We start from the raw sequence: 12,244 nt of genomic DNA, 5'->3' as shown, positions 1-12,244 counted from the left end.
CGACCGTAAGAGCGGACCCCGCACGCGTCAAGGCCTCGACGAAGACCTAAGCATCCGCTTAGTATGACTACGAGACAAGGAGGCCGACGTGACTCAGTCCAATTTGGACACTGTCCGGTTCGCCGTCGACGGCGCCGTCGCCACGATCACCTTCGACAAACCCGAACGCGGCAACGCGATGGATCAGCGTATGCAGATCCGCTACGGGGAACTGCTGGGCGAGGCGTCGGCCGACCCCCAGGTACGCGCCGTCGTCGTCACCGGCAGCGGGCGTTCGTTCTGCCCCGGCGCGGATCTGGGACTGCTGGCCGACATCTCGGCCAGCACCGCGGCCCCACCGGAGCACGACGGCTTCCGGAACGTCCTGGCCGCCGCCTATGCCGACGTACCCGTGGTCGCGGCGATCAACGGCGGCTGCGCCGGACTCGGCTTCGTGATCGCCTGCGCCGCCGACGTCCGGTTCGCCGCCGCGGGCGCGAAGTTCACCACCGCGTTCGCACGACGCGGCCTCATCGCCGAGTACGGCGTCGCGAAACTCCTGCCGGAACTCGTCGGCCGGGGCCGGGCACTCGACCTGCTGCTGTCCGGCCGGACCTTCACCGCCGAACAAGCGCACGAGTACGGCCTGGTACAGGAAGTGGTGCCGCCGGAAGAACTCTCGTCACGCGCGCACGCGTACGCCGCGGAACTGGCCACCTACAGCGCGCCTCGCTCGATGGCGCTGATCAAACGCCAGGTCACGCGAGAAGCCGGGCTTTCCCTGGAAGAATCCGCGCGCGAAGCCACCGCCTTGATGCACGCTTCCTTCACCTTCCCCGAACTACCCGAGGGCCTGGCGAGCTGGAACGAACGCCGCCCGCCGAATTTCCCGCCCTATCAAGGGGATTAGGCCGCCCCGGACGACACATCCGGGGCGTTCCCTCCAGATCAGACGATTTCGCGCGTGGTCGCCGACGCCTTCTCGGCGGCCAGCGTGGTGCAGGTGCGCACCCACAGCTCCCAGCCCGCCAGCGCCTGGTTGCAGTTCCAGCCTGTCCAGCGCCTCGCCTGCGCACCCTCGTTGCCCGCGCGGTTGCAGGCGGTTTTGCTGCTCCAGCCCTCACTCTGCTTGCGATACGGCGTGCAGGAGGCCGCGGCGACGTCACCCGGCGCCCCGGCCACGCACGGCTCCGCGGTACTCGCCATCGCCGACCCCGCGGTGAGCACCGATCCCGCGACGGTCGCGGCGAGAACGGCCCCACGGAACACGAAGCGTTTGCTCATTGAGTTTTCCTTACCGCGAGCAAGACCCCGCCTCATACAGTGGCCCATCTCCCGGCGAAGATCAACCTTGTGCGCCGTCGCACCCCTTGACAAGCTGTGGCCATGGCCGGAATCGCAGTACTGTCCGACATCCACGGTGTGCTGCCCGCGCTCGACGCCGTGCTGGCGGAACCCGAGGTCGCCGGAGCCGATCGCCTCGTGCTCACCGGTGACATCGCCGCGGGTCCACAACCGGGGCAGGTCCTCGACCGGCTGACCGCACTGGGTGACCGCGTCGTCTGGGTGCGCGGCAACGCGGACCGCGAGCTCGTCTCCCTCGCCCGCGGCGACGAGGGGAAGATCCCGGATCCCATCGCGCCGTGGGCGGCTTCGCGGCTTCGGCCGGACCAGGTGGAGCTGCTGGCCGCGCTCCCCTATCCGGTGACACTTCCGGTGGAGGGTTTCGGGAACGTCGTGTTCTGCCACGGCACTCCCCGCGACGACGACGAGGTCGTCCTCGTCGACACCGCGATGGACCGCTGGGCGGACGTGCTCGCCGACCTTCCGGCCGACGTGACAACCGTCGTGTGCGGGCATACGCATATGCCTTTCACCCGGCTGGCGCACGGGCGGCTCGTGGTGAACCCCGGCAGTGTCGGGATGCCTTACGGTCGCCCCGGCGCGCATTGGGCGTTGCTCGCCGACGGCGCGGTGACCTTGCGCCGCACGGATTTCGACATCGAACGCGCGCGGGCCGCGATCCGGGAGACTTCGTCGTACCCGGACGTGGACGAATGGACCGACTACTTCCTCAACGCGCGGGCGACCGACGCGGAGGCACTGGCGACGTTCGGTCCGAGGGACGGCCGCCTTCGGTGAAGGCGGCCGTGGCCCCGAAAATCACTCGCCGAAAGCCTGCTCCACTTTGCGCTGCAGTTTGTTCATCCCGCCGAGCCAGCGGTCGGTCTGCGTGGCCCGCGCGGCGTAGTAGTCCGCGACCTCGGGATGCGGCAGCACCAGGAAGCGCTTTTCGGCGATGGCCTCGAACAACGCGTCGGCGACCTGCTCCGGCTGGATCGCCGCCGCGCCCATGAGCAGTTCACCCGCGGGTCCGCTGTTCTCCAGCATCGCCGTCCGCACGCCCTGCGGGCAGATCGCCTGCACGGTGAGCCCGCGGTGCCGGTAGGTCGCCGAAAGCCATTCGGCGAAGGCGAGCGCGCCGTGTTTCGTCACCGAGTACGACGCCGAACCGAGGCTGGTCAGCAAACCCGCCGCCGACACCGTCGAGATGAAGTGCCCGCGGCCGCGCTCGAGCCACGGCGGCAGCAACAGCCGCGCCGCGCGGACGTGCGCCATCACGTTCACGTCCCAGATCCGCGCCCAGTCCTCCTCGGGCGCGTCCACGCCGCCCATCGGCGCGATACCGGCGTTGGCACAGAAGATGTCGATCTCGCCGAGGGTTTCGCGCGCTGTCTCGATCAGCGACGCGACGCCCGCCTCGCTCGCCGCGTCACCGGCGACGGCGGTTCCGCCGATCTCCTTGGCGACCTCGGCCGCGGCGTCCCCGTTCAGGTCGCCGACGACGACCCGGGCGCCTTCGGCGGCGAACCGGCGGGCGAGGACGGCACCGATGCCGCCGCCTCCGCCGGTGACCACGACACCGGATCCGCTGACCGACGCGGTCACAGGCCACCCGCCAGCGTCACGCCGCCGTCGAGGACGACGGTCTGCCCGGTGATCCAGCCGGCCTCTTCCGACAGCAGGAACGAGACCGCACCGGCGATGTCGGCCGGGACGCCGAGGCGCTTCATCGGGTACGCCGCCGAGACCTCTTCCTCGCGGCCTTCGTAGAGGGCGGTCGCGAACTTGGTCTTCACCACGGCCGGCGCGACGGCGTTCACGCGGATCTTCGGGCCCAGTTCGAAGCCGAGTTCCTTCGTGAGCCGGATCAGGGCCGCTTTGCTGACGCCGTACATGCCGATCCCGGGCGACGCGCCGAGCCCGGCGACGGAGGCGACGTTCACCACCGCACCGCCGTGCTCCCCCATCCACGCGTCCCGCGCCCGGCGGGTCCACGAAAGCGGCGCCAGCACGTTGACGGCGAAGATCTTGGCGGCGGCTTCGGGGTCGATGTCGAGTGTGGGCCCGTACACCGGGTTGATGCCGGTGTTGTTGACCAGCATGTCCAGCCGCCCGAAGGCTTCGATGGTCTTGGCGACCGCCTCGTCCTGGTGCGCGGTGTCATCGGCCTTGCCGGGGACTGCGATGGCCACACCCGGGCCGCCCAGTTCGTTGACCGCTTCGGCCAGCGGTTCCGGTTTACGCGCGGTGATGCACACCTTCGCACCGCGCTCGACCAGGTCCTTGGCGATCCCGAGACCGATACCCCGGCTCGCGCCGGTGACGATCGCGACGCGGTCCTTGAACGAGTTCACTCTTCGATCTCCTCTGTGTTCACTGGCGAGCGCAATCACTAAGCGAGCGCTCACTTACAATGGAAACGTCCGGCGCCGGTGTCAAGCCCACCATCCGGTGCGAGCCTCTGAGAGGATCTGCGGATGACCATGTCGCTGTCGGCCGAACTGTGGCCCGACGTCCAGCCGGAGACGGCACGACGGCTGATGCTGGCCGGGGTCGAATCCTTCGCGCGGCGCGGCTATCACGCGACCACCACCCGCGACATCGCCTCGGCGGCGGGCATGAGCCCCGCGGCGCTGTACGTGCACTTCCCGTCCAAGGCCGCGCTGCTGTTCGCGATCTCCAAATACGGCCACGAGCAGACGCTCTCCTTGGTCGAGAGCGTCGTGGCGCGCGAGACCGACCCGGTCGAACGGATCCGGCTGCTGGTCGAGGACTTCGTGGCCTGGCACGCCCGGCGGCACACCGTAGCGCGCGTCGTGCAGTACGAACTCCAGGCGCTTCCGGACGAGGAGTTCGAGGTCGTCGCGAAACTGCGGCGCCGCATCGAGCAGGTCGTGCGCGAGGTCATCACCGAAGGCACGGACGCCGGAGTGTTCACCGTCGGCGATCCGCACACCGCCGCGCGGGCCGTGCTCTCGCTCGGCGTGGACGTCGCCCGCTGGTACACCGAGCGCGCCCGCCAGACGCCGAAGCAGCTGGGCCAGGAGTACAGCGAGCTGGTGCTTCGCATGCTCGGCACGAAACTCTCCTGACCGGTACTGATCGACCTCCGTCGGCGATACCGCCACCAGAGTGACATACCAACCGGTCGGTATCGAGAATTACCCGATGAGACGTTGACCACATACTAAGCGGTTGTTAACTTGCCCGGACCTGCATCGCCGCAGCAGCGCCGAGGGAAGGGCATCCAGATGGCCGACAGCGCACAGCACGCCCCTGATACCGCCCCCGAACCGACGATCACCGTGTCCCAGCGGAGGCGGGCCGCCACCGCGGCGGCACTCGCCTCCTCCGTCGAGTGGTACGACTACTTCGTCTTCGGGATCGCGGCCGCGTTGGTGTTCGGGAAGACCTTCTTCCCCACCACCAACCCCGCGGCCGGCGTCCTCGCCTCGTTCGCCACCTTCGCGGTCGGCTTCCTCGCCCGGCCGCTCGGCGGGATCATCGCGGGCAGCCTCGGCGACAAACGCGGCCGGAAACCCGTACTGGTCATGGCCATCGCGCTGATGGGGGCGGCGACCACACTGATCGGCCTGCTCCCGACCTACGACACGATCGGCATCGCCGCGCCGATCATCCTGGTGCTGCTGCGGCTCGTGCAGGGTGTCGCCGTCGGCGCCCAGTGGGGTGGCGCGATGCTGCTCGCCACCGAGTACGCGCCGCCGGGGAAACGCGGTCTCTACGGGAGCCTCGTCCAGCTCGGCGTCCCGATCGGCGTGGTGCTGGCGAACACGGTGTTCCTGATCGCCGCCCAGGTCGCGCCGCCTTCGGACTTCCTCACCTGGGCATGGCGGATCCCGTTCCTGGTCGGCATCCTCGTGCTCGCGCTGGCCTGGTACATGCACGTCAAGATCGACGAGACCCCGGAATACCGCCGCGCCGAAGCGAAACTCGCGGCCGAAGAACGGGGCCGCGGGAAGTCCCCGTTGCGCGAGGTGCTGCGCCATCACAAGGGCACCGTGCTGCTGGCGGGCGGCTCGTTCATGGTCAACACCGCCACGTTCTACATCCTGCTCAACGGCGTCCTCGACTACGCCACCCGGCATCTGGGGATGTCGCGCACCACCGTGCTCGTCGCGACCCTGCTGATCAGCACCTTGCAGCTGGCGATCATCCCGCTCTCGGCGAAACTGTCCGACCGCATCGGCAGGCTCAAGATCTACACCTTCGGCGCGGCGGGGGTCGCGCTCTGGGCGATCCCGATGTTCCTGCTGATCGACACGGCTTCACTGCCGTTGTTCGTGGTCGCCTCGTTCGTCGGCTCGCTGTTCCTCGGCATCATGTACGGCCCGCAGGCGGCGCTGTTCGCCGAACTGTTCACCGCCGAGATGCGCTACACCGGCGCCTCACTCGGCTACCAGATCAGCGCGGTCGTCGGCGGCGGGCTCGCGCCGTTCATCATGGTGCTGCTGCTGGAATCCACCGGGACGTCGATGTCGGTTTCGCTCTACATCATCGTGCTGGCCCTGATCTCGCTCGGCTCCATCGGCCTGCTGGCCAAACGGGCCAAGCGAGCAGCACAGTCCACTTCGGACTCAGACGACCGCGCGCGCGAAGCGGTCGGCGACCAGCTTTAGCCGCTCCTTGACCTCGTCCGGCGCCTCCTCCACGACGAAGTCGACGTCCCAATGGGCGAGGTAGTAAGGCATCACGGAAAGGTCGTTGGATCCGACCCTGACCCGGCAGGTGTGCTCGTCGATGGCCTCGATCGTCCCCACGGTCGGTGCCACGTATTCGGCGAGCGCGTCCGCCGAGGCGCTCACCCGCAGCACCATCTGGTGCGGATACGGCGCCGACGTGATCCCACGGGAGACATACGCCGCGAGGTCCTCGGCCGGTGGTTCCCTTGGCGTGAAACGGAAACTGGTGTCCGGGACGCCGTCGATGCGGTCGACGCGGAAGGTACGCCAGTCGTCGCGGTCGAGGTCGAACGCGACCAGGTACCACCGGCGCCCGGTGTGCACCAGGCGCAGCGGCTCGATGGAGCGCTCGGTGACGTCGCCGTTGTGGCTGCGGTACCCGAACCGGAGGCGCTGATGGTCGCGGCACGCGGACGCGATGACCGTGAGCGCCTCCGCGTCGATGACCGGGACGACGCCGCCGAGCGGGATCATCGCGGTGTTCAGCGCGGTCACCCGGTGCCGCAGCCGGGCGGGCAGCACCTGCTCCAGCTTCGCGAGGGCGCGTACCGAGGTCTCCTCGATCCCCGACACCGTCCCGTTCGCGGCCGTCCGGAGCCCGACTGCGACCGCGACGGCCTCGTCGTCGTCCAGCAGCAGCGGCGGTAACGCGGCCCCCGCGCCGAGCCGGTAGCCACCCGCGACGCCGGGGGTGGCGTGCACCGGGTAGCCCAGTTCCCGCAGCCGCTCGACGTCGCGCCGGACCGTGCGGACGTCCACCCGCAGCCGGTCCGCCAGGTCGGCGCCCGGCCAGTCGCGCCGTGCCTGCAACAGGGAGAGCAGCCTCAGCAGCCGTGCCGACGTGCCCGTGGTCATCGGTTCGCTCGCTTCATGAGGAGGAGTTTGCCAGGTATCGCGGACAGGTCCGGTCCGCGATCACCACGTGAGTGGTGATAACGGCTCTGGCCAAGGGTGTTTGAGGTACCTACGGCGGTCGCGGACGACCATCACGCCTCAGCAGCACCACCAGTCACAACAGCTGCGCGTGAAGGACCCCTTCCCTCGGCTCAGCCGAGGAAACTCGACCTTCACACCTTCCCCAGTACATGATGGCCCCCTTCCTTGCGCCTACAGCAAGGAAAGGGGCCATCATGCACCTCACGCCAGCAAGTCCGCAGGACACGGGTAGGTACCTAAGAGAGGGTTCGGTCTAACCGTCATCACCACTCACGAGCCCGTAAGGTGGCCGGGTGATCGATCCCGCGCGTCTGCTGTCCATCGCCCGCGAAGAGGCCGAACTCGGCAAGGCCGAGGGTGGAGTCCCGATCGGTGCCGCCTTGTTCGACACCGACGGCGTCCTGCTCGGCCGCGGGCACAACCGCCGGGTCCAGGACGGCGATCCGTCGATGCACGCGGAGACCTCCGCGTTCCGGAACGCGGGCAGGCGGCCGCACTACCGGGACACGATCATGGTCACCACGCTGTCCCCCTGCTGGTATTGCAGCGGGCTGGTACGCCAGTTCGGCATCGGCCGGGTGATCATCGGCGAGGCGGCCACGTTCGAGGGCGGGCATGGCTGGCTCGAGGAGAACGGCGTCGAGATCACCCTCCTCGACGACCCCGCGTGCACCGCGCTGATGACCGAATTCATCCGGGACCATCCGGAGCTGTGGTTCGAGGACATCGGGGTCCCGACAGAGCGCTAGAGCGATTCCTCGGTCTCGAAGACGACGGTCCGGTTGCGGCCTGCCGCCTTCGCCGCGCGCAATGCCTGATCCGCCGCGCCGACGAGCCGGGCGAGCGTTTCGCCGTCGGCGGGATGCGACGAGACGCCGATCGAAACGGTCACCCCGGCGAACAGCGGGTCACCCGGCAACGTCCCACCCAATGAGACGGACGTCGACGCGATCCGCAGCCGGATGCGTTCGGCGATGGCGTGCGCGTCGAACCGGCTGGTGCCGGGCAGCAGGACGACGAACTCTTCGCCGCCGAACCTGCCGACCAGGTCGGCGGCGCGGACCTCCGCGCGCAACGAGTCCGCGACAGCGCGCAGCACGTCGTCGCCGACTTCCCTGCCGTGCTCGTCGTTGAGCCGCGCGAACCGGTCCAGATCGAGCATGAGCAGCGAAAGATCGCTGCCGCGGGCGCGAAGCAGTTCGAACTGGGTGCGGGCACCGTCCAACCAGGACGACGCGGTGAGCAGGCCGGTGCCGGAATCCGTACCCGCGTGGCCGCGCAGGGCGCGCATCGTCCCGGCCCGGTGCAGCACCACGAGCGCTCCGGCGAGTACCACGGTGACGAACGGCCAGTCCACCGCGGACCACGCGAGCAGCAACCCGAACGCGACCATCGCCGCGTCGAAGGCGAATCCCGAGGGTTCCGCCCCGAATTCGGCCGCCGGGGCGGCAAGGGCGGCATCGACGGACAGGAACACCAGACCGGTGGCGAAAGCCAGTGCGAAGCCCTGGAAATCCCTTACCGCGTCGGCGAAGGGCGTCGCGCCGACGAGGATGGGCACGAGCGAAGCCGCGATCGCGGACAACATGGTGGCGGCGACCGCGAAGATCTGGCGATGCGGAATCCCGCGCCGGATCCGGAACCAGCGGTACCCCGCCGAGACGACGACGAGCACGGCGGCCAGCGCGGGCGGCAGCAGCAGCGCGCCGGCGAAGATCCAGGCGGCGTCCAGCCCGGCGCCGAGGCGGGTGTCGGCGCGGGACCGCTCGACGGGACGCGCGAACTCCGAACTGAGGATCATTCCCGCCAGCAGGGCGGAAAACGGGAGCAGCGACGACGCCGTGGGCGGCCGCAGCACGAAGAGGTAGGTGGTGGCGGCCAAGGCGGCCGCGTCGACGAGGAGCAGGTACCCGATCAGGCCCCGCCTGGGTAGTTCCCACAGGCTCCAGGACCCCAGAAGACGGCACGGCGCGGCGAGCCGGTCTCTTCGGCCGCGGCTTCCGGTCGCCATCAGGGAGTCCCCCACCATTTCGGCAAACTAGCCGGTTATCGCGGTGCTGTCGATCCGCTTTCCGGGTCAAGACCCCCTACGAAGGTCGGTCATTTCCGCCGCGGAACCCGGTGAATTCTTGACAGTCCTCAATGGTCTAGTCCACCGTGAGTGAGCACACAGTGACCTCCCGGTTGATACGCCGCGTCAAGACGGAGCTGCTCCACACCTGCGCGCCTCGTCGCGCGCGTACCAGTTGGAGGACCTATGAAATCCCTACGACGCTGGGCAACACTGGCCACCACCGTCGGCGCCGCTCTCGCCACGGCCGTCGGCCTCGCCCCCGTCGCCTCGGCGGCCCCGGACGCGGTGCTGGCCTCGCCCTATCTGTACCAGTGGTCGGGACAGACGGACCCGATCGCCGCGATGAACGCCACCGGGGTCAAGGCCTTCACCCTCGCGTTCGTCCTTTCCGACGGCGGCTGCAACCCGAAGTGGGACGGCAGCCGTTCGCTCACCGGCTCCGACGCCACGATGATCAACAACATCCGGGCCAAGGGCGGCGACGTCATCCCGTCGTTCGGCGGCTGGTCCGGCACGAAGCTCGGCCCGAAGTGCGGCACACCCGCGGCACTCGCCGGCGCGTACCAAAAGGTCATCGACGCCTACCGGCTCAAAGCGATCGACCTCGACATCGAGAACACCGACGAGTTCGAGAATTACACCGTCCAGGACCGGATCCTGAACGCCGTCAAGATCACGAAGCAGAAGAACCCCGGCCTGCGCGTGGTCATCACCATCCCGACCGAGGTCGGCGGCCCCAACACACACGGGAAGCGGCTGATCAGCCAGTCGAAGGCACTGGGCGCGGGCGTCGACGCGTGGTCGGTCATGCCGTTCGACTTCTCCAGCGGCGGTGACATGGCGGGCAAGACCCGCAGTGCCGTGGACGGGCTGAAGAACGTCGTGAAGTCCACCTTCGGCCTGAGCGACGACGCCGCCTACCGGCGCAGCGGGCTCTCGTCGATGAACGGGAAGACCGACGTGGCGGGCGAGACCGTCAGCGTCGCCGACTTCCGCGCGATCCGCGACTACGCGGCGAGCAAACATCTCGCCCGGCTGTCGTTCTGGGCGGTGAACCGGGACTGCAACAACTGCGCGGGAATCGCACAGGGCAAATACGACTACACCAAGATCGTGGCGGGTTACACCGGCTGACTTCCGTTCCCCACCGGTGGTCAGTGAAGGGCCGTCCAGGACTCGCTTCCTGGACGGCCCTTCGGTCCACCGAGGACTGACACCTGCTCGAACGTCCATAAGGGACATATTTCGGGGATCGTGGCGCCCGCTTTTGGTAATTGCGCGGTTTCGCGAGGGGGTGGGTGGGTCCGTAGCGGCCAGGCCGTGAAGGACTCTTTGAGGGACTCGCCTTTGCTTACCTACTGGGGTGGGGCTTGTGCGGGTTGCCGGGGCGGTCCGGGTGGGGAAGATTCCGGCCGTTGAGCGTCCGGAATCTTCCCCGCTCGGTCTCCGGTCCACCGGTCGTGATCGGGCACGAGCTTGATCAACGGAAGACCATCGCGAGCCTCAGCAGCAGCACCAGTCACAACGACTGCGCGTGAAGGCCCCCTTCCCTCGGCTGAGCCGAGGGAAGGGGGCCTTCACGCGCTTCCCCCACGAGCCGAGCACGGTCTTTCATCGAGCACGGTCTTTCATCGGGCACAGTCCGGCGCGGTGTTCAGCGGACGCCCCCGCGACCACACGAGGTCGACCGGATGCACCGAACCGTCCGGGGCGATGGACAGGATCGGCAACGCCTTGTCGAGCTGGTTCCCCGTCGTCTGGTCGAAGGCGACGAACCCGGTGGCACCGGGCACCGGGGAGTTGCAGTCGATGCTGCGCAGCACGTCCGGCACCGAAACCGGATCCGCCGACACGTTCTGCACCGCCGCCTCGACCGCCGCGGCGACCGCGTCGTGTTCGATCATCGCGGCGCCGTCCCACAGTTCCGCCTTGGGAAAGCCGTGGGTGCCGGTGAATTCGGCGATGAAGTTGTCGTAGTTCTTCTTGTACGTCGGATAGGCCGGATCGGCGGTGAACATGTCCCACTGGTCGGGATAGGCCAGCGCCGTGTAGCGGAGCCGGACGCCGATGTCCTTGTCCAGCGGCAAGGGATTCCCGGCGAGTGTGCTGGCGTCGTCCCCGGTCATCACGGTCACCGAGTCGAGTCCTTCGCAGGCGCCGTCCCCGGCGAGCGCGGCCACGAGGGCGCCGAGATCGAGTCCGCGCCCGGCGAAGTAGATCAGATCGGGTTTGGCGCCGCAGATGTCGTTGTGCCATCTGCTGAACAGCCCCCGCAGGTAGGCCTCCCGCGACTTGTCGGTCAGCGGTTTGACGTCGTAGGTCTTCGTGAAGACGACCGGAACCTTCGACGTGTTCTTGAAGGCCTCGGCGAGCGTGGTCGCGTAGGTGTCCTCTTTGCTGACTCCCTGGATCAACATCACGCGGCGGAATCCGTGCGCCGCGATGTACCCGGCGGCGGCGCGCGCCTCGTCGGTGTTGGTCGGGCCCACGCGGAAGAAGTTGTCGATCCGCGCGCCTTTCGGGTCGGTGTTCATGTTGTCCGCGGTGACCGTGGCGCCGATGGAGGCGATGCCGTGCTGGGACAACTCGGCGACCAGGGCCCGGCTGTTCTCCGAACTGGTGCCGATGTCGGTGACCGCCACGATCCGCTGGGCGGCGGCCGCGGCGATGATCTCGTCGGCGACGACGCGCCAGTGGTCGGCGTTGCTCCCGTAGTTGGCCAGCAGGAGCTTGATCCCCGGCGGCCCGTTCTTCGGCCAGGCGGCGGTGATCGCGCCCAGGATCTCGCGCCGGACGAACGGGAACGGCTGGCTGTCGACGTTCGGGTCCGGGGCGAGGTTCTCCAGCACCACGATGGTCTTGAAGTTCTCGCCCGCCGCGTCGTTGCGGGCCTTGATGAGTTTCTCCAGCGGGTCGAGCGGATCGTCCTCCCGGACCGGACCGGAATCGAGGTTCAGCCCGACGCAGACATACGACGAGCCGACCGACTCCTCGTCCGCGTCCACCGCGCTCAGCCCGGCGCCACAGGACTCCCACGGTTTGAGTCCCACCAGTACGGCGCCCACCAGCACGACCACGACCGCGATCAGCAGCGCGCGATGACGGTGTGCCCAGCCGCGGGGCCGCACCGGCGGGCCTGTCGCCGCGTGTTCACGGGCACGGGACATACGGGTTCTCAACGCGTCGAGCCAGGACATGGCGAGGTTCCGTT

Annotated in this window: 12 protein-coding genes; 6 read left to right on the top strand and 6 right to left on the bottom strand. The window is 68.6% G+C overall.

The window, feature by feature from the left end:
- Positions 1–88: 88 nt before the first annotated feature.
- On the top strand, positions 89–889 hold the full coding sequence (locus tag ACZ5ZX_RS28260) for an enoyl-CoA hydratase-related protein (protein ID WP_465504999.1): 801 nt from the start codon (positions 89–91) through the stop codon (positions 887–889).
- 38 nt (positions 890–927) lie between these two features.
- On the opposite strand, the gene ACZ5ZX_RS28255 is transcribed toward ACZ5ZX_RS28260, so the two are convergent.
- Complete coding sequence (locus ACZ5ZX_RS28255; protein WP_465504998.1) at positions 928–1,263, bottom strand: hypothetical protein; 336 nt, start codon at positions 1,261–1,263, stop codon at positions 928–930.
- Between the two features lie 102 nt (positions 1,264–1,365).
- Here ACZ5ZX_RS28255 and ACZ5ZX_RS28250 point away from each other — a divergent pair, with 102 nt between their 5' ends.
- A complete protein-coding gene (locus tag ACZ5ZX_RS28250) occupies positions 1,366–2,121 on the top strand; it encodes a metallophosphoesterase family protein (protein ID WP_465504997.1) in 756 nt (251 codons plus the stop codon).
- Between the two features lie 21 nt (positions 2,122–2,142).
- Here the strand turns inward: ACZ5ZX_RS28250 and ACZ5ZX_RS28245 are convergent, their stop codons facing one another.
- Positions 2,143–2,928 carry an SDR family oxidoreductase gene (locus ACZ5ZX_RS28245; RefSeq protein ID WP_465504996.1) on the bottom strand — a complete coding sequence of 262 codons (786 nt, stop codon included), beginning with the start codon at positions 2,926–2,928 and terminating at the stop codon, positions 2,143–2,145.
- Positions 2,925–3,677 carry an SDR family oxidoreductase gene (locus ACZ5ZX_RS28240; protein ID WP_465504995.1) on the bottom strand — a complete coding sequence of 251 codons (753 nt, stop codon included), beginning with the start codon at positions 3,675–3,677 and terminating at the stop codon, positions 2,925–2,927. Before ACZ5ZX_RS28240 ends, ACZ5ZX_RS28245 begins: the two co-directional genes overlap by 4 nt.
- Before the next feature lie 123 nt (positions 3,678–3,800).
- Between ACZ5ZX_RS28240 and ACZ5ZX_RS28235 the strand changes: the two genes are divergently transcribed.
- Positions 3,801–4,415 (top strand): TetR/AcrR family transcriptional regulator, encoded by a 615-nt coding sequence (locus ACZ5ZX_RS28235; RefSeq protein WP_465504994.1) that lies wholly within the window; start codon positions 3,801–3,803, stop codon positions 4,413–4,415.
- A gap of 159 nt (positions 4,416–4,574) precedes the next feature.
- On the top strand, positions 4,575–5,960 hold the full coding sequence (locus tag ACZ5ZX_RS28230) for an MFS transporter (protein WP_465504993.1): 1,386 nt from the start codon (positions 4,575–4,577) through the stop codon (positions 5,958–5,960).
- Here the strand turns inward: ACZ5ZX_RS28230 and ACZ5ZX_RS28225 are convergent.
- Positions 5,919–6,878 carry a helix-turn-helix transcriptional regulator gene (locus ACZ5ZX_RS28225; RefSeq protein ID WP_465504992.1) on the bottom strand — a complete coding sequence of 320 codons (960 nt, stop codon included), beginning with the start codon at positions 6,876–6,878 and terminating at the stop codon, positions 5,919–5,921. The genes ACZ5ZX_RS28230 and ACZ5ZX_RS28225 overlap by 42 nt on opposite strands.
- Before the next feature lie 374 nt (positions 6,879–7,252).
- Here ACZ5ZX_RS28225 and ACZ5ZX_RS28220 point away from each other — a divergent pair, with 374 nt between their 5' ends.
- A complete protein-coding gene (locus ACZ5ZX_RS28220; RefSeq protein ID WP_465504991.1) occupies positions 7,253–7,708 on the top strand; it encodes a nucleoside deaminase in 456 nt (151 codons plus the stop codon).
- Here the strand turns inward: ACZ5ZX_RS28220 and ACZ5ZX_RS28215 are convergent.
- Positions 7,705–8,988, bottom strand: a complete 1,284-nt coding sequence (locus ACZ5ZX_RS28215; RefSeq protein WP_465504990.1) for a GGDEF domain-containing protein — start codon at positions 8,986–8,988, stop codon at positions 7,705–7,707. The genes ACZ5ZX_RS28220 and ACZ5ZX_RS28215 overlap by 4 nt on opposite strands.
- A 228-nt stretch (positions 8,989–9,216) precedes the next feature.
- Between ACZ5ZX_RS28215 and ACZ5ZX_RS28210 the strand changes: the two genes are divergently transcribed.
- Positions 9,217–10,167 carry a chitinase gene (locus tag ACZ5ZX_RS28210; RefSeq protein WP_465504989.1) on the top strand — a complete coding sequence of 317 codons (951 nt, stop codon included), beginning with the start codon at positions 9,217–9,219 and terminating at the stop codon, positions 10,165–10,167.
- Between the two features lie 494 nt (positions 10,168–10,661).
- Here ACZ5ZX_RS28210 and ACZ5ZX_RS28205 read toward each other — a convergent pair whose 3' ends face one another.
- The gene (locus tag ACZ5ZX_RS28205; RefSeq protein ID WP_465504988.1) at positions 10,662–12,230 is read right to left on the bottom strand and encodes a type 1 periplasmic-binding domain-containing protein; all 1,569 of its coding nucleotides are present in this window, start codon (positions 12,228–12,230) and stop codon (positions 10,662–10,664) included.
- Positions 12,231–12,244 lie beyond the last annotated feature (14 nt).

It is taken from the genome of Amycolatopsis sp. NPDC033938 (assembly GCF_055575975.1).
The sequence above is the reverse complement of the archived record's forward strand: the minus strand, read 5'-3'. Positions and strand labels throughout refer to the sequence as shown.

What these genes read in the sequence shown, in the direction of transcription:
- ACZ5ZX_RS28255 (WP_465504998.1), bottom strand. Translation starts at nt 1,263, where the DNA reads ATGAGCAAACGCTTCGTGTTCCGTGGGGCCGTTCTCGCCGCGACCGTC.
- ACZ5ZX_RS28250 (WP_465504997.1), top strand. Translation starts at nt 1,366, where the DNA reads ATGGCCGGAATCGCAGTACTGTCCGACATCCACGGTGTGCTGCCCGCG.
- ACZ5ZX_RS28235 (WP_465504994.1), top strand. Translation starts at nt 3,801, where the DNA reads ATGACCATGTCGCTGTCGGCCGAACTGTGGCCCGACGTCCAGCCGGAG.
- ACZ5ZX_RS28230 (WP_465504993.1), top strand. Translation starts at nt 4,575, where the DNA reads ATGGCCGACAGCGCACAGCACGCCCCTGATACCGCCCCCGAACCGACG.
- ACZ5ZX_RS28225 (WP_465504992.1), bottom strand. Translation starts at nt 6,878, where the DNA reads ATGACCACGGGCACGTCGGCACGGCTGCTGAGGCTGCTCTCCCTGTTG.
- ACZ5ZX_RS28215 (WP_465504990.1), bottom strand. Translation starts at nt 8,988, where the DNA reads ATGGTGGGGGACTCCCTGATGGCGACCGGAAGCCGCGGCCGAAGAGAC.
- ACZ5ZX_RS28210 (WP_465504989.1), top strand. Translation starts at nt 9,217, where the DNA reads ATGAAATCCCTACGACGCTGGGCAACACTGGCCACCACCGTCGGCGCC.
- ACZ5ZX_RS28205 (WP_465504988.1), bottom strand. Translation starts at nt 12,230, where the DNA reads ATGTCCTGGCTCGACGCGTTGAGAACCCGTATGTCCCGTGCCCGTGAA.